Below are 19,834 nucleotides of genomic sequence, written 5' to 3'. Positions count from 1 at the left end.
GGATCGAATGAATTTTGAACGTTCATGTTGATTGGTTGTAGGGCTGAATTTGGCTTGACTTGGAGCTGACTCCAAGTTGTAAGATGAAGGTAGGTATGAGGATGAGGGAGGCTGAGACGGATGAGTAATGAGGCACTATATTCCATTAAGGAAACAGCGGAGAAGGCAGGGTTATCGGAAGATACCATTCGATATTATGAGAAGATTCAGCTTCTGCCGCGGGCAGATCGGAAGGCGAACAGGCACCGTGTATACCGCCAAGAGGATATTCGAACCATGAAACTCATTTCTTGTCTGAAGAAGACAGGTATGTCTCTGGAGGATATGAAGCCTTACCTGCACATGTCGATGGATTCGAATCTGGACGAATTCCCGGAAGAGCGTGAGATGCTGGTGAGCCATCGAATGAAAATAGAAGCGCAGATAGCCTCGCTGCAGCAGGTCGTTGATTTTATCGATGAGAAGCTGAACAAGCAGAGCTTGTTTCCTGATGAATGTCCTATAACTGGAGAGAATCAGATGTCGGTTTTTGAAAAAAAGAACATATTCTCCTGATGGGCACCATCCCAATAACATTCATTAAAGCCGAGAACCCACGTCTGGACGACGCGGGTTCTTTTTGTTTGCGATTAGTACTCCATTTGAAGTGTATGACGAAGACGTTGGATATCACTTTTTGGTGGAAGGCCATACATTCGTGCATATTCCCTGCTGAATTGGGAAGGGCTCTCGTATCCAACCTGAAATGCAGCATCGGCGGCATCAGTTGAACCAGCGATGAGCATACTTCTGGCTTCCTGCAGCCGGATTTGTTTTTGAAATTGAATAGGGCTCATGGCGGTGATGGCTTTGAAATGGTAGTGAAGTGAGGATGAACTCATATTAACCATGGCGGCAAGCTGGTCCACGCGCAGCGGTTTGTCATATTCGGATTGGATGACTTCGATCACCTTGGCGATGTGCTGGGCGTGGCTGTTTTGAACGGCAAATTGTTTGATCGAGTGTCCATGTTCATCCTGAATAATTCGATATAAGATTTCACGGATAAACATGGGAGCGAGTATAGGAATATCTTCAGGTGTGTCGAGCAATCGAACCAGTCGGATGATGGCTTCAAGAAGCGGGACCTTGATAGAACTGACAAATAACCCACGCTGGGTGGAGTTGTCCGGTTTGGATGGCATCGTAGCTGGACTCTGTATCAGATCAAAAATCTGGTTAGAGTCAAAATCAAGTCGCACACATAGATACGGCTTCTCTGCAGTAGCCTGAACAACTTGTCCTGAAATAGGCAAGTTTACTGAAGCGACTAAATATTGTGTGCGGTCGTAGGTGTAACTCTCTCGTCCGAGTACAACTAACTTGGATCCTTGAGCGACAATGCAGAGAGCAGGTTGATGAACAGAATAGATGGGTTGCGATATTTCCGAAGCACGAATCAAAGAAAGCGAAGGGATAGCCGTAGCATGAATTCCGTCATTTAGGGCAAAACGCCCGATAAGATGAGCCATTTCCTGCATCTGACGAGTGACATCGTTATCCATATGTAGTGATGAAACCATGGTTTCATCCTCCTTTAATCGAATCGGTTTATTTTATTCTAGAATGTTCTGGAGGAATAGGCAAGATTGTTGGGGGAATCTTCTATCTGGTGTAAGATGATCTCCTCCATAATAAGGATAAGCAATTGAAGCTTTTGAAAAACAGCAAGGAGGTTGGGAAATGGAATACAATCCATCAGATAACAGAGAGGAACATGGACACCCTTATGTTGGCATGTGGGTGACAAAGGATGGTTATATCCGGCATGAACTGCTCTCGAATGGTCGATATGATGAAGCCAGAGGTCAAAGGGAAAGTGCATATCAAGGACGTTATGTCGTGGAAGGAAATCATATTGAATATGTGGATGATACGGGTTTTACAGCGGATGGAGACTTTGTAGAAGGTATCTTATATCACGCAGGCATGGTTTTGTACAGAGAAACAAACATCAATAACCAATAATAAAGGGAGTGGATTTCATATGTTTAATGTAAAAGGAAAAGTCGTTGTCATTACAGGTGCTAGCAGCGGAATTGGAGAAGCGACGGCTCGATTGCTGGCACAGCAAGGGGCTCACGTGGTTATTGGGGCTAGACGCGTCGAACGTTTGCATGCACTCGCATCTTCCATCCGTTCTGAGGGTGGATCCGTGGAGGTTCAGGCACTCGATGTCACCCGGCTGGAAGAAATGCAGAGCATTGTGGATCTTGCGCTTACCCGCTACGGTCGTCTGGATGTCGTTATCAACAATGCGGGTTTGATGCCTTTGTCTCCTCTTGAAGCCTTAAAAGTGGATGAATGGAATCGAATGATTGATGTCAATATTCGTGGAGTTTTACACGGGATTGCCGCTGGGTTACCTGTTATGAGAAAGCAGGGTGCTGGCCAATTTATCAACATCGCTTCCATAGGTGCCTATGCCGTAACACCGACAGCATCTGTCTATTGTGCAACCAAATACGCAGTCCGTGCGATCACGGAGGGTTTACGTCTGGAAGTGGGTGGAGATATTCGGGTAACGCTTGTTTCTCCAGGGGTAACCGAATCGGAGCTTGCCGAGACGATCACGGATGTCGGAGCGCGTGAGTTCATGAAGGATTATCGGCGAGTGTCCATCCCAGCATCGGCCATTGCACAGAGCATCTTGTATGCAATTAGCCAACCTGCTGAAGTGGATGTCAATGAAATTGTCGTCAGACCAACAGCAAGTCTCGTTTAAGGCGAATACTCTTTTGGTATATAATAGAACCAACTATACGAAAAGAGGAATAACACGTTGACTCTGCAACAATTAAAATATGTGATTGAAGTTGCCACGCGCGGCTCCATGAATGAAGCGGCCAAACGGCTATTTATTTCTCAGCCGAGCCTTTCGAACGCGATTCGCGATTTGGAACAAGAGATGCGCATTACCATTTTTGAACGTACAAACAAGGGAATCTCGCTGTCCAAAGAAGGCGTGGAATTTCTGAGTTATGCCCGGCAGGTCGTGGAGCAGGCAGAATTGCTGGAGAATCGTTATTTGAATGCCAAGCCTTCTCCACAGCATTTCTCGGTATCCACCCAGCATTATGCGTTTGCCGTGAATGCCTTTGTACGTCTGGTACAGCAGTATGGTCAAGATGAATATGAGCTCGCACTGCGGGAAACAAAGACATATGAAATTATCCAGGATGTAAAGAGCCTGCGAAGTGAAATTGGGATTCTGTATTTGAACGAGTTCAATGCCAAGGTGATTAACAAATTGTTAAAGGATGCCGGTCTGGTATTCACAAGCCTCTTTATAGCCAAACCGCACATCTTCATCAGCGTGAAGAATCCTCTGGCTAAGCAAGCATCCGTGGCGATTGAGCAGCTGAAGGACTATCCTTACCTGTCGTTTGACCAAGGGGAGTACAACTCTTTTCATTTTTCCGAAGAGATTCTGAGTACGTTATCCCATCCCAAGAGCATCCAGGTCAATGACCGGGCAACGTTGTTTAACCTGCTGATTGGTCTGAATGGGTATACGATTTCAACAGGTGTACTCAGCGCTGATTTGAACGGAAATGAGATCATTCCTGTTCCGCTGGAGTGCGAGGAATCGATCAATGTGGGCTGGATCAGCCACAAAAGCACCTCTCTTTCCAATCTGGGTGTGGAATATGTCAAAGCTTTGCATGAGGCCATAGGGCCCTGACTGTACGGACAAGTTGGTATTTTTCTAAAAAATGTGCACACTTATTCCAATCCCGTATTGGGGTTTGGTCACTATTAAAATTTGTGAACTTATCTCAAGCCATTCAAAACCGTTTCCGGGTAACCGTGAACGGTTTTTTTCTCATTTTTATGGAGTACGGCGATAGAGAATTGTTATAATGAAAAATAGTTTATTTGCATGAAATGGATGGAACTTGAGAGGAGTACAGCTCGTGAGAGTTTTATATCGGAATATAAGTGAGCAGCATGCGTTAACCGTATATGATACATCCAGGCTTTATGGGGAAAAGGGGCATTTCCGGGTTTTGGAGTTTTCGAACGAGGCTGTTCAGGGAGCCATGGACCTCGATGAGCCTTCACGAATGCTGCTTGAATACCCAAGGGCAATGGTTCATCTAATGGAGCGCAATACGCCTGAATACGAAAAGGTTTTTGTTGTAGGGCACGGAATTGGTACGCTCTCGACTTATCTGTCAAACCGCCAGGTGAAGATCGCCGAGCTGGACGAGGAAGTGGTTGAATTAAGCAAGACGCTATTTGGATATGAGGGCAGTGCAGTCATGGTGGGAGATGGCCGGAAGCTGCTGCAGCAGGAACTGCCTGGGACATATGATTATATTATTATCGATGCATTTACCGCAGAAGGAACACCGAAGCAGTTTACCTCCAGATCTTTCTTTACGATGGCTCAAAGCAAGCTGCGTTCTGGTGGAAGCATACTGTTGAATGTATTCGGGCGTGCGGGCAATGACAGACTTGTAAACGCGATATATGCAACGATGGCTGACCAGTTTGATTACACACGTTCATTTGCTCTACCTACGGAAACGCAGGATGAGATACAGAATCGAATTCTGGTGGGCAGCGATGCTCCTATTGAGTTCCAATCGCGCTATATGGCTGGGTTTGTGGAGCAGGAGCCTGGGGAAGGATACATCATCGAGGACGAGCTTTGATCCTGGAGAAAAAGACAGACGCCTGATTTATGAGGTTTGTCATGGAGTTGTCAATTTTAATTGAAGAAACTGTAAAATATTCATACAAAATTAATACATTCATAACAACTTTCGTATAGAATAGTGAGAATATGCCTTTTCATGAAAATCCGGGGGAAAGCACTAATGATCGCAAAGAACAAAGCATCCAGATGGCGAAGAAAAGCGAGAACCTATAAAAAAATCAGCCTTCCCGCATTGCTCAGTGGGCTGGTCACCATTTCGGTGCTGATGACCTTAACTATCATGTTTATTTCGTCTTACACAACGCAGAAGCAGTCTCTCATTGATAATACCTTGTCTCTTAATTATTCAAGCGCAGCTCAAATGAGTCAGACACTGGATTCGCTATTTCAGTCCATGCAGAGCAGCTTGAAATATGCTGCAGACTATTTTCCGCAGATGGACTATTCAGATACGGAAAAGTTGGATTCGACGCTGGAATTAATCCAACGCAGCAGCAATTATTTTAACTCTGTAGCCCTTGTGGACGATCAGGGTATAGTACGCAGCATATCGCCATATTCGGGTTTATCCGCCGGGGTGCAGGTTTCATCTGATGCAGCCAAAAAAGCGATGGAGCTTAAGGCGCCCTATATTTCCGAAGCCTATCAGACCCCAAGGACGAAGCGCAGAAATGTTTTTGTCAGTGAACCGATCTTCGATGCAGCTGGACAATTTAAGGGGACCATTGGCGGTAACATTTATCTGCAGGAAAATAATATCCTGAACCTCTCTTTTGGAAGTCAGCTGAGGACAAGCAATGGTTCTTATTTTTTTATTGTCGATTCCAAGGGTACGCTTCTATTTCATCCAGATACCAAAAGAATTGGTGAGGACATCAGTAAAAATGAAATTGTACAAAAGCTTCTGGATGATCAAACCGGTAAGGAGCAGTACAAAAATCTGGCTGGCATAGATTCGCTTGCCGGGTATCAGAAGGTGCCTGCTACCGATTGGGGGGTCGTGGTCGTATCTCCAACCCAGACCGTGTACGATCAGTTGAATGAGCATATTCGCATGTTATTGCTGTATACTTCGGTACCGTTTCTTATCCTGACCCTGATTGTCATTCGGGTAGCGCGGAAATTGGCGAGTCCGTTTGTCTATTTGGCCGATCTGGTTAATCAGGTGGATCAGGGCAAAGTGGACCTGCCAACGATGAAACCGCATTGGAACAGGGAGGCCGATTTGTTAACCCGCACGGTTTTGGGTGCATTGGTGAATTTTCGCAAGCAAACGGATCAGCTTACCTATGATGCCAGAACGGATGTGCTGACAGGCATGACGAATCGCAGGACATTTGAAGAAGTCATTCAGCAATGGATTGATGAACAGACGCCATTCTCGATTATTGTTCTGGATATCGACCGCTTCAAATCCATTAACGATACTTACGGGCATCATGCTGGAGACGAGGTTCTGAAGCATATTGCAGGTCTGATCAGGTTGGCCGTTCGGCCGCAGGATGTGAGTTCCCGTTTCGGAGGGGAGGAGTTTGTCGTGCTGCTCCGCCATACCGGAGCTGAAACCGCCTATCAGATTGCCGAATTTATCCGTGTATCGGTTGAGGAAAGTATCATGCCGATCGATCGCTCCGTGACGATCTCGGCAGGGATTGCCGAATATCCGCTGCATTCATCTTCAGCGACGGAGCTGTTCCATCTCGCGGACACAGCTCTGTACCAGGCGAAGGAAGAAGGGCGCAATCGTACCGTGACCATTCAGACCGTAGAAAGGTTATAAACTGGCCGGGAAGATCGCCTATGAAATAACTATAAAAAAGCTGATCCCTTATGAGAAGGAATCAGCTTTTTTTGCGTTCACTATACTTCCTGTGATTTGGCTTGGACAACTTCATTCGTATAGGTTTCTCCCCAGTCCCGCATGCTGAATATGATCGGACGGAGCGTTTCCCCAAATGGCGTAAGTGAGTATTCCACTTTGGGTGGCACTTGAGGATAGATTTCCCGGTGTACAATCCCGCTGCTCTCCAATTCTCTTAATTGCAAGGTGAGCATTCGCTGCGTAATGTCGGGAAATAACTTTCGGAGTTCATTGAATCGCAAGGAACCCGAAAACAAGTGATACAGAATGGCACCTTTCCATTTGCCTCCAATAACGCTAAGTGTAACTTCTACGGCGCAGCCATAAGGTTTGGGGCATGTCTCGGTTGAGATTTTTTTCATCTATCTGCACCTCCGTCAGCTATGTGTATAGTATCAATTTAAGTACTACGTACCCAAAATGTGTGTATATTCTCTTCAAAGCATACCATGTCTGATTCGGATTATAAACCCTGGATATCGGATTAATGAAAAGGTGCAATGTATAGTAAAGAACCCGGTTTCGTTATACGAAACAACGGGTTGATGTAAGATTGAGGGTATACAGTAACATTTAGTTGTTAGACCAGTGAAGACAAGATGGTATCACACAGGGCCATCGTTCCGACATTATCCTTGCCGCTTGAAAGCGGAAGCGAATTATTGTGGCAGCATGACATAAAATGCGCCATCTCGCCTACAAATCCACGAAGGTAGAGATCGCGGTATGCGCCTGACATGGGAGAGCTGGAAGGAGTATAGACCGTATCCTGCTCTTCAAGAGCCTTCCAGGGAAGGCTGTCCGAGGTGCGAGAGTGATGGACGGTAAGTGTATCCATTTCATCTGCTGACGCAAAACCGTGATCGAATGTAACCAGTACGCTTTCGCTTTCACGTGACCATGCACTCATGCCTGCAAAGTAGGCACTGCCCACAATACCATTATCAAATTTTAGAGAGATGCTCTGATTAATATGTTCCCCATCCTTGAATGTGGTACCCGTCACGTGCTGTACTTCGCCGAAGAGGAAACGCATCAGGTCGACCATGTGAATGGCAGCGAGCTTCATAAACTGTTCTTCATTCTTGCAAAATGGAGTACTGTCAACCGCAAATTTTATCTGAAACGAACGCGTTCTACCCATTGAACCACCATCAATCAGTTCCTTTAATTTCATATATATAGGCGCATAGCGTTTCATAAATCCTACCATTAGTACAACGCCAGCCTTTTCGGCTGCATCTGCAATTTCTGCAGCTTCTCTGGCAGTCCAGCCAAGGGGTTTGTCAACATAGACATTCTTGCCTGCCTTGATGCATTCCAAGGCGAGAGATGTTTGATCCTGAGGTTGAGCTACTACAACAACGTTGCTGCAGTCTTCGTTTTGCAGCATGAGAGCTGCGTTATCATATGCTGACCCTGTGCTGCCGTATCGCAGCAAGGCGGCTTGAGAGCGTTCGATACTGCGAGTGGAGATGGCCTGGATGGTAGCCCCTGCTTCTACAGCAGAAGGGTAGATATTGGTCGTTGCATGAAATCCGGCACCGATAAAACAAAGATTCGTTTGAGTCATAACCATTCTCCTTCATTGTTGATCGAACTATTTTTGTCAATCTAAACAGGATTCTCGCTCAAGTGGTACAGCATCTGGCTTGCAATCTCTGAATTGACGATATGAGGAACAGGCTGTGGTCCGTTCACCAGATGCTGACGCTGCTGAACAAGATAGAGCAAGGAAGCAGCTTGGAGGGACAAGCCCAGATCCATCGTCTCGGCAGGATTTCCGCTTCCACCTGCAAGATTAAGCATCTCACCTTGGGTAAGCAGCATGAGCCGTCGGCCATTCGCAAGGGTGAATTGTTCGATATCTGTTGTAAGACGTTCGGTATCTGCAGCTTCCTGCCGAAGTCCGTCCAGGTCCAATTCCCAGGAGAAATGTCCAGCGTTGGCAAGAATCGTACCATCGTTCATCTGATTGAAATGTTCCATTGAGATGGCATTGGGGCGACCTGTAACCGTGATGTAAACCTGGGCAAAAGCGAACGTTTCTTCCAGTTTCGCTACGCGAAATCCATCCAAAGCAGCTTCGAGTCCAGCGATAGGATCGGTCTCAACCACAATAACCTGGCTGCCTAGATTACGCAGATATCGGGCAATCCCGCGTCCACAGGAACCATATCCTACGATAACGAAGCGTCTTGTAGGCAGAATCAGATTCGTGGTGCGCATGAATCCTTCAATAATGGTCTGACCCACGCCATGTTCATTTTCCATGATGCGCTTGAGGGGACTATCATTAATGACAATAATCGGGAAGGTCACTTCCGCCCCTGTTTCCTCACGCAGCAGATTGGCTCCTGTCGTGGTTTCTTCTGTTCCGCCAATGAGTGCACTACGGTCATAGTGCTGAATGAGAGTGCGAGCAAGATCGGCACCATTATCCATGAGAAGGTGCGGCTGGTGTTCAAGCACGCGATGAATATTGTGAATATGCTGATGGCGTTCATCTGAACGTTGTCCATACACGGGAATGCCTTCGGCGATAAGTGCAGCAGCAACGGCATCCTTGGTTGTGCCTGGGCTTCCTGTTAGTACAACGTTGGCTCCACCAGCCTGTAGGGTTCGGCATAGAACGGCCGTCTTAGGCTCTACGTGAATACAGATTCCAATAGTAAGGCCAGCAAAGGGGCGTTCTTTGGTAAATCGGGATTTTAGTGCAGCGAGGAGGGGCATATGCATTTCTGTCCAATGAATATGTCGTCTTCCTTCTTCAATAATTTCAGGTGTCATGTTCATAGGTTTGCTCATATTCCTCTCTATCCATGGGTTGTCTGTCCTTGAGGACAGTTGCTGATGCTTAGGATAGGAGGTTTTGAATTTCTATAAAAGGACATATGTCCTATCAATTTCAGATCATAAAAAAAGTATTGCATTCTTCTTCCAGAGCCTGTATACTCTTAATTACGGTGAAACGAGAAATGGATTAACCGGGTGCTTTTCATCAACGATGAGAAGATACATATTATGCGGTCGTGGCGGAATTGGCAGACGCGCACGGTTCAGGTCCGTGTGGGCTAACCCCCCGTGGAGGTTCGAGTCCTCTCGACCGCATCCAAGAGAAAAAGGTTCGAAGATTGCTTTTGCAATCTCTCGAACCTTTTTTTATTTTTCTACGAATTGAAATGTTCTGAAACAGGCTTTGGTAATGTGTCCTCTTGGTTTAGTTGTTAGTGTTGACGCTGGCGCTGGCGTAAGAAAATCGCTGTCCATAATCCGGACAAGGCACCAATGATGCCGAAAAAGGAAACGCTGCCGACCACTTCATACGCCTGAAATTGGAACAAGAATGCAATCCCGCTGCCCAGGGTCGTTCCTGCAAGAAAACCGAGAGATAGGCCTGTATCTTTGCCGAGCTGCATTGGATCACCTGCTTCAAATAGTTTGTCAAAACATTTGCAAAATGCGGGTACAAGAAGTAAAGTGTGAACAGGAAAATCATTGAAATTTTTCCTATACTCATTGTTTGGCTTTTCCAGTGCAAATATGCATGAACTTAGAAACGGGAGGTTACGAACACATGAATATGAACGAACGCATTGCAGCTTGGAATGCGGAAGCGCAGCAGTGTACCTGTGGACATGATCATCGGCTGGTGCAAATGCAGGTCTTTTTGGAACATGGTGCAATTCGTAGATTACCGGGGTACCTGTTGGAACAGGGCTATAACCAGGTTACTGTGGTATATGATGGCCAGACAGGTCCGGCTGCGGGATATGAGGTGGTAAAAAGCCTACAGGATGCGGGGCTCGTAGCAGATGAATTCCAGATGCCGGAGAACAGTGCGGGGGATATCATTGCCGATGAGGCTGCGATTGTGCAGGTACTGCTTGGTGTAAAACAAATGACTCAGGCCATCATCGCAGTGGGATCGGGGACCATACATGATCTGGTGCGATTTGTGTGTGCCAAAATGAACAAGCCATTTCTGTCTGTCCCAACAGCGGCATCGGTTGATGGGTTCACTTCAGCGGGAGCGCCGCTCATTGTAAGCGGCATCAAGCAGACGTTTCAGGCTGTTCCGCCCGAAGCCATCTTTGCGGATATTGACATTACCCAGCAGGCTCCCCAAGCAATGACGGCCGCGGGATTCGGTGATATGTTAGGCAAATATACGTCTCTGGCAGATTGGATTGTGTCGCGTGATCTGGGCGGGGAGCCATTCTGTCCGGTTGCTTATCGGATGACGGAAGAAGCGCTGAAGGCCTGCATCGAAAATGTGCAAGCCATCGCCGAAGGAAGAGCTGAGGGTATAACCGCATTGATGGATGCGCTAATCATTTCCGGTGCCTCCATGCTAATTATTGATCATTCCCGTCCGGCATCCGGCGGTGAGCATCACATTTCTCATCGTTGGGAGATGGAATTGATGGTAGCGGGCCGGAAACCTGTTCTGCATGGGGCCAAAGTCGGCGTAGCTTGCGTGCTTCTTACAGAGCGATACAAGGAACTTGCGAGTCTGTCCCGAGAACCTGTTTTTGATGTGTATGCTACTTTACCTGATGCTTCACAGCTTACGGCATGGCTTGAGCAGGTTGGGGGTCCGACCACAACAGATCAGCTTGGGGTTACACCGGATATGGTGGAACATGCATTTGCAACGGCACATACACTTAGAGAGCGATATACCGGACTCAAATATATTAATGAATCTCTGAATGTAGTTTAAAATAAAACCAACTTGTACATTGGATAAAATTATCGGAATGGATCTGTGTTTTACTCTGATTTGTACGTACAAATCATACATTTTTTATCATAAGTTCGAACAAGTTGCTGGAGCAAATTGAAGAGGATGCACGTCACAGGTGTATCCAGAGGTATGTTTCATTTAAAAAGGCTCTGTCTTCCCGTGTGGGAAGAACAGAGCCTTTTGTCTGTTCGCTTATTTAGTTGTTGCGACGGTCTTTCAGGATGACATCTGCGAACAAGATGGTTTTCGGGATGCGGAAAAATTGTTCCGCTTGTTCCTGAAACGCGGCAGAAGGCAGCGTTCCCTGATGCAGCCATTTGCGGAAAGTGCCGGGATGAACCCCGATCCAGTGGCTGACATCTGTCACCGACAAATCATGGACCATACACAAGCCTGTCAGAATACGGTTGCTAACCGGAGATCGGGTCACCGTACGCTTCATGAAACGGGAAGGCTCGGGCTGACAAATGACCGGGCTTTTGCGTACAACTTCTTCATTGAAGAGGATGTGACGCGGGTAGCCTAGCAATTGGCACGCTTTGTCCAAATTGGTACTGCCGGGTATCCGCCCCTCATACACCCACGCGCTCACGCTGCGTGATGAGATGGATAGATCTTCGGCAAGCTGGGACAACTTGATATCATTGGCCATCAGCACGGCTAGAAGAACGCGGTTTCGGATTTGACAGCGTGTCGGTTTACGGAATCGTTTAACACGGACGCCTTTTCCCAAGTATTTACGGTTGATCAGAGACCACGCCTGGATGGAATGTTGTTCTGGTTGATTAGGCATATTTCCTCCGATTTTTTTAACCAAATACTACAATAAGAACCGGGGTACTTTCAAGTGCCAGGTGCACTGGTTTGGATTGGGCTCAATCCTGTGAGAATGTTAAAGGAGGGAATTATGGACTAGGGTATGTGCAATTCATTTCCTAGTATATTCCTAGATTACAATGTTTCACTAAATTTCAGGGATCAAAGAGAACATGAAAACCAATAAAATAGGTCTTAAATACTATTTATAGGACTTTTATACTTTTCTCTGATTTTAGTTGATATGATGCGGATTATTACCTAAAATCCACCAAAAAATTGGGGCGGTACTAATTCTTATCCCGGAATGATGTGCACAAATCCGAAAATAAAATCCGCAAGTTGAACCAGGCGATTGGTCTGTCAAAATCTCTAACTCTTACATATTTTGTATAATGATCAATTCAGAGAGAGGGGTGAAAACGTGAGTCCAGCCGTAAATACCTTTGCTGCAATTTCCGGAGCGTTCGTAACGTTTGCTTTTGGCGTTTGGGATGAACTGCTGAGTCTGCTTGTCATTGCGATGGCTGTGGATTATGTTACAGGTCTCGCTGCAGCGGTGAGGTCGGGAACAGGTTTAAATAGCAACATCGGGTTCTGGGGACTTGCCCGCAAGGGGCTAATGCTGACCGTTATCCTTCTTGCTCACCGTATTGATCTGCTTATGGGAACAGACATTATCAAGGGAGGAGCCATCTACTTCTACTTGGTTAACGAGTTAATTTCCATTACAGAAAACTATGCCAGGATTGGTCTTCCGCTGCCTGATAAGCTCAGACAAGCCATTGCCGTGCTGAAGAAACAGGAAGACCTTTCGGATCGGGAGTGGTCCAAACCGCAAGTAAAAGCACCTGAAGCTGATTCGAAACCCCCTTCAGAAGAGACATCTCCAGCTCAGGAAGATGATAATACAAAAAAGAACAGTTCAGCATAGCATTCTTTAATCGTTTAGAGAACGTTTACAAGTATCCTTTCGCAATAACTAACGTTATGATATATTTTGGTTACACGAAAATTCATTCATTTCCACTAATATATGCAAACGGGGTGCTTGTTCAATGATTAAACATATTGTTCTTTTCAAAATGAAAGATCGTTCTCCAGAAACCATTGAGGCTGCTGCAAACGTTCTTCGCAACTTGCAAGGCAAAATTGATGTCCTGATCTCATTGGAAGTTGGCGTGGATGTGCTTCGCTCTGACAGATCTTTCGACATCTCATTGACAGCTGAATTTGCATCACTGGAAGATCTGCAGGCCTACCAGGTCCACCCGCTTCATCAGGAAGTCATCAAGTACATGAACGAGGTCAGAGAACAGTCTGTCGCAGTGGATTACGAGATCTAATTTAATCATTTCATTCTGCAGTTGTTAAAGGAGACTGGGCATGAGCGATTTAAGAGACGTTATGGAATTTTTATATATTTTTATCGTGTTTTTGATCGCTTGTCCGGTGATGCTTTTCTGGCTTAAGCGAAGAGGAAAACGGAATCGATAATTCACTGAACGGGAAGTGACTGCATTGTATTACGTAAACAGAGAACAGATTGCCCGCAGACTTGCTGCCGTGCCGGAAGTAGCCGAAGGGCTCCGCCGGGCAGCGCAGGCTTGGGATGGCAGTCTTATGCTTGGTCTGGTCCAGGAGCGCTGTCTTCATCTGGCTATTGAGATTGTAACAGATGTGGGAAGCTATCTTATTGATGGTTTCATTATGCGGGATGCCAGCAGTTATGATGACATCATTCAAATCAATCACGAAGAGAAGGTATTTGACGTTTCGACTTATGAGGTGCTGAAGCGTCTCGTGTCGCTGCGCAAGCCGCTGGTACAGGATTACTTCAGCTGGGAGCGGGGAGTGTTGCACCCGTTAACTGTAGAGGTACCATCTATTCTGGAACAGTTTGCTGAGCAGGTTAGTATCTATGTGGAAAAAGAACTTGGTCCATTTCAGCAAGGTCAGACCGAGGGACAGAGTAAGGAATGAGGGGAACCAGCATGACAAATGAAAGGCAAGATGAAATAGAGAAAAATGAAGCGAATGATATTCCTTCCGGCTTTCACCCTGTTTATATGGTGGAGCTGTTATTTCGAGAGCAACCTATAATAGATCGGATGCGGTTGCAGAATGCACTTACCCGTTATACCGGACAAGTGCGTCTGGCTGTGAAGCAGGTCAATGATCAACGCTCCTCACAGAATAAGACGGATGAAACCGAGACGGAGATCGGGAAAAGTGAACCTTCAGAGAATAACCTGGACATGCTTGTTTTCTATCATATGGATCATCCGGTTTCATTTGAGGAAGGGAATATACCTGCACAGACCTGCATGCTTCCTGTGAACGAGATCAAGGATCGTTCCCGATTCGGTGGGGCGGTTCAGCAAGCCTGGCACTGGCCGGAAGCAGGAGATGCCGTCAAGTCAGCGCAGTATTCGATCCGTCTTCATGATATGTTCTCTGCAGCCATGTCTCGCAAACAGCGTCTGGAATTGTTCCAGAATACGCTCCAGGCAGTCATGGAAGTTCTGCCTTGTGATGGAATGTATTGGTACGGCAGCGACAAGCTGGTCGAGCCGGAGGCTTACATTCAGTCACAGAAGCGGGAAGAACATCTCTATGGAGCAATGAATGTCCGCATGTATCAGGCAGGTGGAACCGAAGAACAGCGTGAACTGGTTATGGATACCGTTGGGTTGTCTGCACTTGGTGTTCCCGATGTGCAGTGTCACTTTACGGGACTGGATCCGGATACGGTAGCTCAGACATTGCTTGGGGCGGCCTATTACATATTCGATCAGGGTGATGTTCTGCAGGACGGACAAACACTGGGCTCTTCTGGAGGAAGACGCTGGCGCTGTGAGCATCAGACTGCGCTGATTGCGCCTGGCCGTTATGTCATTGATCTTGACCCGGGAGATGCACATGCTGCACAGCCGCTCGAATCATCTCGGCATCATTAATGCTGACATTCTAATGCCCAATACGGGATTTAAAAAGTTTTTGCTATCTGGAGTGTCAGGTCAAGCCCTTGCTGCTTATACTGCATCAACAGAGTAGGCATTCGCCCGGATCAATAAGCATCAAGATGTCTTGTTGCTTGGTGGTATCCGGTACTTCATTAAGGTAAAGGGAGAGATGCAACGTGAAGGATTCAAACAAAAGTTTGTTGTGGGGAGCATTGATCGGTTCGGTAGTGGGTTCTGTTACAGCACTGCTGTTGGCGCCAAAATCTGGACGTGAGCTGCGTCAGGATATTTCAGAAGGTGCGCGTCAGGTCACCGAGAAAGGTCAGGAACTGGCCGTTAAGGTCGGCGAACAAAGCTCACAGATCGTATCCAAAGTGAAAGAAACGGCAGACGTTGTCATTCAGGATATCCAATCCTGGCGGAATTGCGCTGAAGGGAAGGAATTACGCGTATCTGCAGTCATTACCGACTCGGATACGTCTGCAGACTCTGCTGTGAATAATGATGATAATGAGTCTGGCATTAACGTTGTTGCGAAGCTGCCTGTAGATGATTCGAAAGATAATAGCTGAAACATTGCTGGGCAATAAGCAGGCTTTCCTCGAAGAATGAGGGGAGCCTGCTTGTTTGTGTGCGACAATGATGTGGAAGCCGCAGCGTGCGTTGTTTTATTTGAACCCTAAGATGAAATCGGGTAAGATGTAGGTACCTTTTTGCCGGAATAATCATACGGTAGGAAGAAAGCTCTGGAACCCAAATCGTTATCAGAACCAATTCAATGAAGAAGGAAGCGGTGTGTTCGTGCAGCAAGCAATCGCTATATTAGACTCCGGTGTAGGGGGATTGACCGTCGCCAAGGAAGTGATGCGTCAGCTCCCGCGGGAAAAGATCATTTATTTTGGAGATACTGCCCGGACACCGTACGGACCCCGTTCGTCCGAACAAGTTAAACAATTTACGGAACAAATCGTTGATTTCTTGATCCAGTTCGATCCGAAGGTTATCGTTATCGCCTGTAACACAGCCACGGCTGCAGCCCTTGACTATATCCGGGCGAAGGTGAATGTGCCTGTCATTGGGGTCATCCATCCCGGGGCGCGTGCTGCCATTACGGCTACTCGAACAGGACGCATTGGCGTAATCGGTACAGTGGGAACGATAGGAAGTGGTGCATATACTTCAGCACTTAAGCAGTTATCCCCCTATATTGATGTCGTCAGTCAGGCTTGCCCTGCATTGGTGCCCCTGGTAGAGCAGGGTGAATTTCGTTCCGAACAAACAACACTTGCGGTGGAGCAGTCGTTGGGTCAGATCAAACAACAGCCAATTGACTGTCTCATTTTGGGTTGTACCCACTATCCATTTCTCATGGAAACAATCCAGGAAGTCATGGGACAGGAAGTGAAATTGATCAGTTCGGCAGATGAGACGGCGAGGGAAATCAGTACGATTTTGTATGATAAACGAAAGCTGGCAAGTGGGGATGAGACACCGGTGCATCAATTTTTCTGTACGGGAGACCCGCGCATGTTCCAGAATATTACCCGCCAGTGGTTGGGAGAACAGATCTCGAAAACACCTGTCGTGTGGCAGGTCACCCGTTTAACGTAACTTAGCAGTATTACCCTTTCATATTTGGAGTTGAGGTTGAAGCTTAACCCACTGCACTCATCAGTCATCCGGAGCCCTGGCGCTCCGGTTTTTTATTTATACGGATAACAGCGCTTGGAAAAGGCTCGCGTGATTCATGTCACATGACGGACAACCGGGTTCGCATACATATTAGGGTAGCACAATAAGAGCATAGGACGGGGAGAACTGCATTCTCCTGCCGGGAAAGGAGACACCATGGAGCTTCAGTGGATTATTGTTCAGTCAGGGGATACCTTATCCCGTATTGCTTCTGCTCACCACATGACGAGGGCGTTGCTGGCTGCCCTGAACCCGGAGGCAGCGGCACAACCCTACTTGTTTGCCGGGCAGATGCTGCGAATCCTGCCGGGAACCGGTCGCAGATATGCTGTTCAGCCTGGGGAAAACGTGGGGTGGATCGCAAAACGTTTTGGCCTGAATGAAAAAGAGCTGCGTGACGCCAATCCCGAGTTTGCGAACGTTGAGGATTGGTGTGGGCGATGTATTCATATTCCGGATTCAAATGGCAAAACTATTGTCAGGTTACAGGGTGAATACGGTTACCGTGAATTGAGCCGGGATGTCGCTTTGCTTGAGAAGCGATATCCGTTCATCTCCACAGGTATAATCGGTGCAAGCGTCATGGGGAAGGCTATACCCTACGTAAGGATTGGTGAAGGACCGCGCCATATTCATGTTAATGCGTCCGTCCATGCCAATGAATGGCTTACGAGTGCGGTAATCATGCGCTTTATTGAAGAATATGCGAGGGCATACACTGACAGTGTGCCTTGGCAGCAATTCAGGACAGAGCGTTGGATGCAGGAAACGACGTTGTGGGTCGTGCCTATGGTCAATCCGGATGGCGTGGAGCTCGTCCAGGAGGGTGTAGTGAATAGACATCCACATGCCAAGCAGCTGCTTGCATGGAATGCCGGTCGTCCGCATTTTACCCATTGGAAAGCCAATATTAGAGGGGTTGATCTGAACGATCAATTTCCGGCTCACTGGGAGGAAGAGGCTGCGCGGAGAGGCATTACATCACCCGGTCCCCGAGATTATGCAGGCAAGGCACCGTTATCTGAGCCAGAAGCAAAGGCACTTGCAGAGTGGACAGAACAACACCGCTTCGCTGCTGTCGTTTCCCTGCACAGTCAGGGGCAAGAGATCTATTGGAATTACCGTGATTTAGAGCCCAGAGAGAGTGCGCCGTTATCGCGCAGGTTGGCACGGGCCTCGGGTTACAAAGCCGTTAAATTAGGTGGAAGCGATGCGGGATACAAGGACTGGTTTATTCAACAGTTTCGGAAGCCGGGCTTCACGGTGGAAGTCGGACTTGGCGTCAACCCACTACCTGTTGAACAGTTTGATGATATCTGTGTCGAGGTAGGTCTGCTGCTGGCTGAGCTGCTGTCGGATGGGGAGACCGGAAACGAAGCTCTGTCATGAAACTTCTAGCATCCCATTTCGTATAAAACATACGGGCGCTGTGACAGCGTCCCGTCTTTTTTGGGTTATCATACCATTCTTAAAAGGGTAATGAGAGGAATACGATCATGTGCCGTTATTGGCTCATGAAGAATATGGAGGGGTTCACATGAAGTGGAGAAGACTGCTGTCGTTCAAACGATGGACTGAAGTGTTCAAGAGACTGCCCCGCCTGTTGCGGGCTCCGCAGATCCCTTTGCATGAGAAACTGCTGTTCATCATCCCGGTCATACTGTATTGGGTTCTACCCGATGTCATGCCATTTATGCCTATTGATGATATTGGTGTTACTTTGCTGCTGATGAACTGGTTTGTCAGCCGTGCGGAGCGTAAATATCCGGTGCTGCCCTCCCGCGTCTAAAGGGGCACAAGGTGAATCGATACGGTTTACCTTTGATTTTGCATCAATGTTATTGCGAAGCGGAGTAACTTTCTTTACAATAGATGCTGGAGTTTAGAAATGCTGAAATTGTTGGAACCAGCAATTACAATATAGGAGATGAAGTCGAAATGAACTGCAAAATTACTCGTAATGCTGCCAAAGTATTGAAATTGGAGCTGGACAAGCCCGAAAACGAAGGGAAAAAACTTCGTGTAGTTATCACGCATGCTCACGGTGACCACGCTCACTACGGTCTTGATCTGGACACGCCGAAAGAAAACGATACCGTAGTATCTACGGACAAAGAGATCGATGTTATTCTAGAGAATGATCAACCGCTTCTGGATGGCGTTAAAATTGACTACCTGTACCTTCCTCAAGAAGGATTTGTCATCACGAACCCTTCCAAAGGCAACCACGGCGACCACTAAGGCCGCGAAGAAGGGGAACTCATGGCTAACGATATCCGCGTATGCGAAAAGTGTAATCATATCAGACTGAAGTCGATTGTACCCAAGCTGGAGAAAATGGCTCCGGATACGGAGATCAAGATTGGGTGCAAATCGTACTGTGGTCCGTGTGCGAAGCGTGCTTTTGTGTTTATCAACGGTCGGTACATTAGTGCGCCGACAGAAGAAGAAGTGCTGGCAAAAGTTGCGAAATTCGTGAAGTAAGAGAGGCTGATGCCTCTCTTTTTTTGTGCGCAGTGATAACTTGGTAGTATTTCAATGTTCCAAGAACACTTAGGGAGGATTATAAGGGAGCGTCTTTTTCCATTTCATGAATTTCAAAGGTATCCTCACGTATTTCGATAGCGACTACCGTGTCGTTTTTTTTGAGGAAATGAACATGTCCCATTCGGTTCTCCTCCAACTCTACCCATCCTTCATCGTGTAATTTCTGAAAATAATCAGCAGGTGTATAAAGGCCTTGTTCACCTCCGATATGTTTCAATTCATACGTTTCACTTATTTTGATATTGGGGTTTGCTGAATCTGTCGTGACTTTTAATGGTTTGGCATTCGTTGGAACTGGAATATCATCAATAATGGGAGAACTTGTATAACCCGTTATTTCATACGTTGCAGAGGCACAGCCACTGGTTATCAATAACAAAGTCAACATGATGACCGGAATCCTCAGGTTTTTCAACCAACCACCTCTTTCTTCTAAAAAGTCATCTATAAGATAAACGCAGTGAGTTAGGAGAAGGTTACAACCATGGGATTATGAA

The 19,834-nt window shown here is 46.8% G+C and carries 23 protein-coding genes, 1 tRNA gene and 1 pseudogene; 18 read left to right on the top strand and 7 right to left on the bottom strand.

Translation table 11 applies throughout. From position 1 onward, the window contains the following. The first annotated feature begins 120 nt into the window (after positions 1-120). Positions 121-555, top strand: a complete 435-nt coding sequence (locus CHH60_RS09315) for a MerR family transcriptional regulator (protein ID WP_095358969.1) — start codon at positions 121-123, stop codon at positions 553-555. 74 nt (positions 556-629) lie between these two features. Here CHH60_RS09315 and CHH60_RS09310 read toward each other — a convergent pair whose 3' ends face one another. After that, positions 630-1,562 carry an AraC family transcriptional regulator gene (locus CHH60_RS09310; protein ID WP_095358968.1) on the bottom strand — a complete coding sequence of 311 codons (933 nt, stop codon included), beginning with the start codon at positions 1,560-1,562 and terminating at the stop codon, positions 630-632. A gap of 160 nt (positions 1,563-1,722) precedes the next feature. Between CHH60_RS09310 and CHH60_RS09305 the strand changes: the two genes are divergently transcribed. The 5 genes from CHH60_RS09305 to CHH60_RS09285 all read left to right on the top strand — a co-directional run bounded on the left by CHH60_RS09305 (position 1,723) and on the right by CHH60_RS09285 (position 6,485). Further along, a complete protein-coding gene (locus CHH60_RS09305; RefSeq protein ID WP_095358967.1) occupies positions 1,723-2,007 on the top strand; it encodes an Atu4866 domain-containing protein in 285 nt (94 codons plus the stop codon). A gap of 19 nt (positions 2,008-2,026) precedes the next feature. Further along, positions 2,027-2,764, top strand: coding sequence for an SDR family oxidoreductase (locus CHH60_RS09300; protein WP_095358966.1), 738 nt, complete (start codon positions 2,027-2,029; stop codon positions 2,762-2,764). A 57-nt stretch (positions 2,765-2,821) separates the two neighbouring features. After that, positions 2,822-3,724, top strand: a complete 903-nt coding sequence (locus tag CHH60_RS09295; RefSeq protein WP_095358965.1) for a LysR family transcriptional regulator — start codon at positions 2,822-2,824, stop codon at positions 3,722-3,724. 232 nt (positions 3,725-3,956) lie between these two features. After that, complete coding sequence (locus CHH60_RS09290) at positions 3,957-4,700, top strand: spermidine synthase (RefSeq protein WP_255247883.1); 744 nt, start codon at positions 3,957-3,959, stop codon at positions 4,698-4,700. 165 nt (positions 4,701-4,865) lie between these two features. Continuing rightward, complete coding sequence (locus CHH60_RS09285; RefSeq protein WP_095358963.1) at positions 4,866-6,485, top strand: sensor domain-containing diguanylate cyclase; 1,620 nt, start codon at positions 4,866-4,868, stop codon at positions 6,483-6,485. A gap of 80 nt (positions 6,486-6,565) precedes the next feature. On the opposite strand, the gene CHH60_RS09280 is transcribed toward CHH60_RS09285, so the two are convergent. The 3 genes from CHH60_RS09280 to CHH60_RS09270 all read right to left on the bottom strand — a co-directional run bounded on the left by CHH60_RS09280 (position 6,566) and on the right by CHH60_RS09270 (position 9,374). Continuing rightward, the gene (locus CHH60_RS09280; protein ID WP_095288069.1) at positions 6,566-6,928 is read right to left on the bottom strand and encodes a winged helix-turn-helix transcriptional regulator; all 363 of its coding nucleotides are present in this window, start codon (positions 6,926-6,928) and stop codon (positions 6,566-6,568) included. Between the two features lie 218 nt (positions 6,929-7,146). Further along, the gene (locus tag CHH60_RS09275; RefSeq protein WP_095358962.1) at positions 7,147-8,139 is read right to left on the bottom strand and encodes a Gfo/Idh/MocA family protein; all 993 of its coding nucleotides are present in this window, start codon (positions 8,137-8,139) and stop codon (positions 7,147-7,149) included. A gap of 41 nt (positions 8,140-8,180) precedes the next feature. Next, the gene (locus CHH60_RS09270) at positions 8,181-9,374 is read right to left on the bottom strand and encodes an adenosylhomocysteinase (protein WP_095358961.1); all 1,194 of its coding nucleotides are present in this window, start codon (positions 9,372-9,374) and stop codon (positions 8,181-8,183) included. 218 nt (positions 9,375-9,592) lie between these two features. Here CHH60_RS09270 and CHH60_RS09265 point away from each other — a divergent pair. Beyond that, positions 9,593-9,677: transfer RNA gene (locus tag CHH60_RS09265), tRNA-Leu, on the top strand. A 116-nt stretch (positions 9,678-9,793) separates the two neighbouring features. Here the strand turns inward: CHH60_RS09265 and CHH60_RS09260 are convergent. Beyond that, complete coding sequence (locus CHH60_RS09260) at positions 9,794-9,985, bottom strand: hypothetical protein (RefSeq protein ID WP_095358960.1); 192 nt, start codon at positions 9,983-9,985, stop codon at positions 9,794-9,796. 158 nt (positions 9,986-10,143) lie between these two features. Here CHH60_RS09260 and CHH60_RS09255 point away from each other — a divergent pair, with 158 nt between their 5' ends. Next, positions 10,144-11,292 carry a sn-glycerol-1-phosphate dehydrogenase gene (locus CHH60_RS09255; protein ID WP_095358959.1) on the top strand — a complete coding sequence of 383 codons (1,149 nt, stop codon included), beginning with the start codon at positions 10,144-10,146 and terminating at the stop codon, positions 11,290-11,292. Between the two features lie 220 nt (positions 11,293-11,512). Here the strand turns inward: CHH60_RS09255 and CHH60_RS09250 are convergent, their stop codons facing one another. Next, entirely contained in the window at positions 11,513-12,109 is a 597-nt protein-coding gene (locus tag CHH60_RS09250; RefSeq protein WP_095288064.1) for a helix-turn-helix domain-containing protein, read from the bottom strand. 447 nt (positions 12,110-12,556) lie between these two features. Here CHH60_RS09250 and CHH60_RS09245 point away from each other — a divergent pair. The 10 genes and pseudogenes from CHH60_RS09245 to CHH60_RS09200 all read left to right on the top strand — a co-directional run. Then, positions 12,557-12,940 (top strand): annotated as a pseudogene (locus CHH60_RS09245) (phage holin family protein); the annotation flags it as partial. Positions 12,941-13,190: 250 nt separating this feature from the next. Then, positions 13,191-13,478 (top strand): Dabb family protein, encoded by a 288-nt coding sequence (locus tag CHH60_RS09240; RefSeq protein WP_095288062.1) that lies wholly within the window; start codon positions 13,191-13,193, stop codon positions 13,476-13,478. Positions 13,479-13,653: 175 nt separating this feature from the next. Further along, positions 13,654-14,115 carry a DUF86 domain-containing protein gene (locus CHH60_RS09235; RefSeq protein WP_095358957.1) on the top strand — a complete coding sequence of 154 codons (462 nt, stop codon included), beginning with the start codon at positions 13,654-13,656 and terminating at the stop codon, positions 14,113-14,115. Between the two features lie 11 nt (positions 14,116-14,126). Beyond that, positions 14,127-15,092 (top strand): DUF4261 domain-containing protein, encoded by a 966-nt coding sequence (locus CHH60_RS09230; protein ID WP_176476021.1) that lies wholly within the window; start codon positions 14,127-14,129, stop codon positions 15,090-15,092. A 182-nt stretch (positions 15,093-15,274) separates the two neighbouring features. Continuing rightward, entirely contained in the window at positions 15,275-15,670 is a 396-nt protein-coding gene (locus CHH60_RS09225) for a YtxH domain-containing protein (RefSeq protein WP_095358955.1), read from the top strand. 229 nt (positions 15,671-15,899) lie between these two features. Next, positions 15,900-16,709 carry a glutamate racemase gene (gene racE / locus CHH60_RS09220; protein WP_095288100.1) on the top strand — a complete coding sequence of 270 codons (810 nt, stop codon included), beginning with the start codon at positions 15,900-15,902 and terminating at the stop codon, positions 16,707-16,709. Between the two features lie 237 nt (positions 16,710-16,946). Further along, positions 16,947-18,179 carry a M14 family metallopeptidase gene (locus CHH60_RS09215; protein WP_095358954.1) on the top strand — a complete coding sequence of 411 codons (1,233 nt, stop codon included), beginning with the start codon at positions 16,947-16,949 and terminating at the stop codon, positions 18,177-18,179. Positions 18,180-18,327: 148 nt separating this feature from the next. Beyond that, positions 18,328-18,579 (top strand): hypothetical protein, encoded by a 252-nt coding sequence (locus tag CHH60_RS09210; RefSeq protein ID WP_095358953.1) that lies wholly within the window; start codon positions 18,328-18,330, stop codon positions 18,577-18,579. A gap of 149 nt (positions 18,580-18,728) precedes the next feature. Beyond that, positions 18,729-19,031 carry a heme biosynthesis protein HemY gene (locus tag CHH60_RS09205; protein ID WP_095288056.1) on the top strand — a complete coding sequence of 101 codons (303 nt, stop codon included), beginning with the start codon at positions 18,729-18,731 and terminating at the stop codon, positions 19,029-19,031. Positions 19,032-19,052: 21 nt separating this feature from the next. Then, positions 19,053-19,274, top strand: coding sequence for a DUF1450 domain-containing protein (locus CHH60_RS09200; protein ID WP_095288055.1), 222 nt, complete (start codon positions 19,053-19,055; stop codon positions 19,272-19,274). Positions 19,275-19,353: 79 nt separating this feature from the next. Here the strand turns inward: CHH60_RS09200 and CHH60_RS09195 are convergent, their stop codons facing one another. Then, the gene (locus CHH60_RS09195) at positions 19,354-19,725 is read right to left on the bottom strand and encodes a hypothetical protein (protein ID WP_141236945.1); all 372 of its coding nucleotides are present in this window, start codon (positions 19,723-19,725) and stop codon (positions 19,354-19,356) included. Positions 19,726-19,834: the final 109 nt, after the last annotated feature.

The sequence above is a fragment of the Paenibacillus sp. 7523-1 genome (assembly GCF_002276415.1).
Classification (GTDB): domain Bacteria; phylum Bacillota; class Bacilli; order Paenibacillales; family Paenibacillaceae; genus Paenibacillus; species Paenibacillus illinoisensis_A.
This window is presented reverse-complemented; position numbering and strand designations above follow the sequence as displayed.

Coding starts and splice junctions, on each gene's coding strand:
- CHH60_RS09315 (WP_095358969.1), top strand. CDS start 121: ATGAGTAATGAGGCACTATATTCCATTAAGGAAACAGCGGAGAAGGCA.
- CHH60_RS09310 (WP_095358968.1), bottom strand. CDS start 1,562: ATGGTTTCATCACTACATATGGATAACGATGTCACTCGTCAGATGCAG.
- CHH60_RS09305 (WP_095358967.1), top strand. CDS start 1,723: ATGGAATACAATCCATCAGATAACAGAGAGGAACATGGACACCCTTAT.
- CHH60_RS09300 (WP_095358966.1), top strand. CDS start 2,027: ATGTTTAATGTAAAAGGAAAAGTCGTTGTCATTACAGGTGCTAGCAGC.
- CHH60_RS09285 (WP_095358963.1), top strand. CDS start 4,866: ATGATCGCAAAGAACAAAGCATCCAGATGGCGAAGAAAAGCGAGAACC.
- CHH60_RS09280 (WP_095288069.1), bottom strand. CDS start 6,928: ATGAAAAAAATCTCAACCGAGACATGCCCCAAACCTTATGGCTGCGCC.
- CHH60_RS09275 (WP_095358962.1), bottom strand. CDS start 8,139: ATGACTCAAACGAATCTTTGTTTTATCGGTGCCGGATTTCATGCAACG.
- CHH60_RS09270 (WP_095358961.1), bottom strand. CDS start 9,374: ATGAGCAAACCTATGAACATGACACCTGAAATTATTGAAGAAGGAAGA.
- CHH60_RS09260 (WP_095358960.1), bottom strand. CDS start 9,985: ATGCAGCTCGGCAAAGATACAGGCCTATCTCTCGGTTTTCTTGCAGGA.
- CHH60_RS09255 (WP_095358959.1), top strand. CDS start 10,144: ATGAATATGAACGAACGCATTGCAGCTTGGAATGCGGAAGCGCAGCAG.
- CHH60_RS09250 (WP_095288064.1), bottom strand. CDS start 12,109: ATGCCTAATCAACCAGAACAACATTCCATCCAGGCGTGGTCTCTGATC.
- CHH60_RS09240 (WP_095288062.1), top strand. CDS start 13,191: ATGATTAAACATATTGTTCTTTTCAAAATGAAAGATCGTTCTCCAGAA.
- CHH60_RS09230 (WP_176476021.1), top strand. CDS start 14,127: ATGACAAATGAAAGGCAAGATGAAATAGAGAAAAATGAAGCGAATGAT.
- CHH60_RS09215 (WP_095358954.1), top strand. CDS start 16,947: ATGGAGCTTCAGTGGATTATTGTTCAGTCAGGGGATACCTTATCCCGT.
- CHH60_RS09210 (WP_095358953.1), top strand. CDS start 18,328: ATGAAGTGGAGAAGACTGCTGTCGTTCAAACGATGGACTGAAGTGTTC.
- CHH60_RS09205 (WP_095288056.1), top strand. CDS start 18,729: ATGAACTGCAAAATTACTCGTAATGCTGCCAAAGTATTGAAATTGGAG.
- CHH60_RS09200 (WP_095288055.1), top strand. CDS start 19,053: ATGGCTAACGATATCCGCGTATGCGAAAAGTGTAATCATATCAGACTG.
- CHH60_RS09195 (WP_141236945.1), bottom strand. CDS start 19,725: ATGTTGACTTTGTTATTGATAACCAGTGGCTGTGCCTCTGCAACGTAT.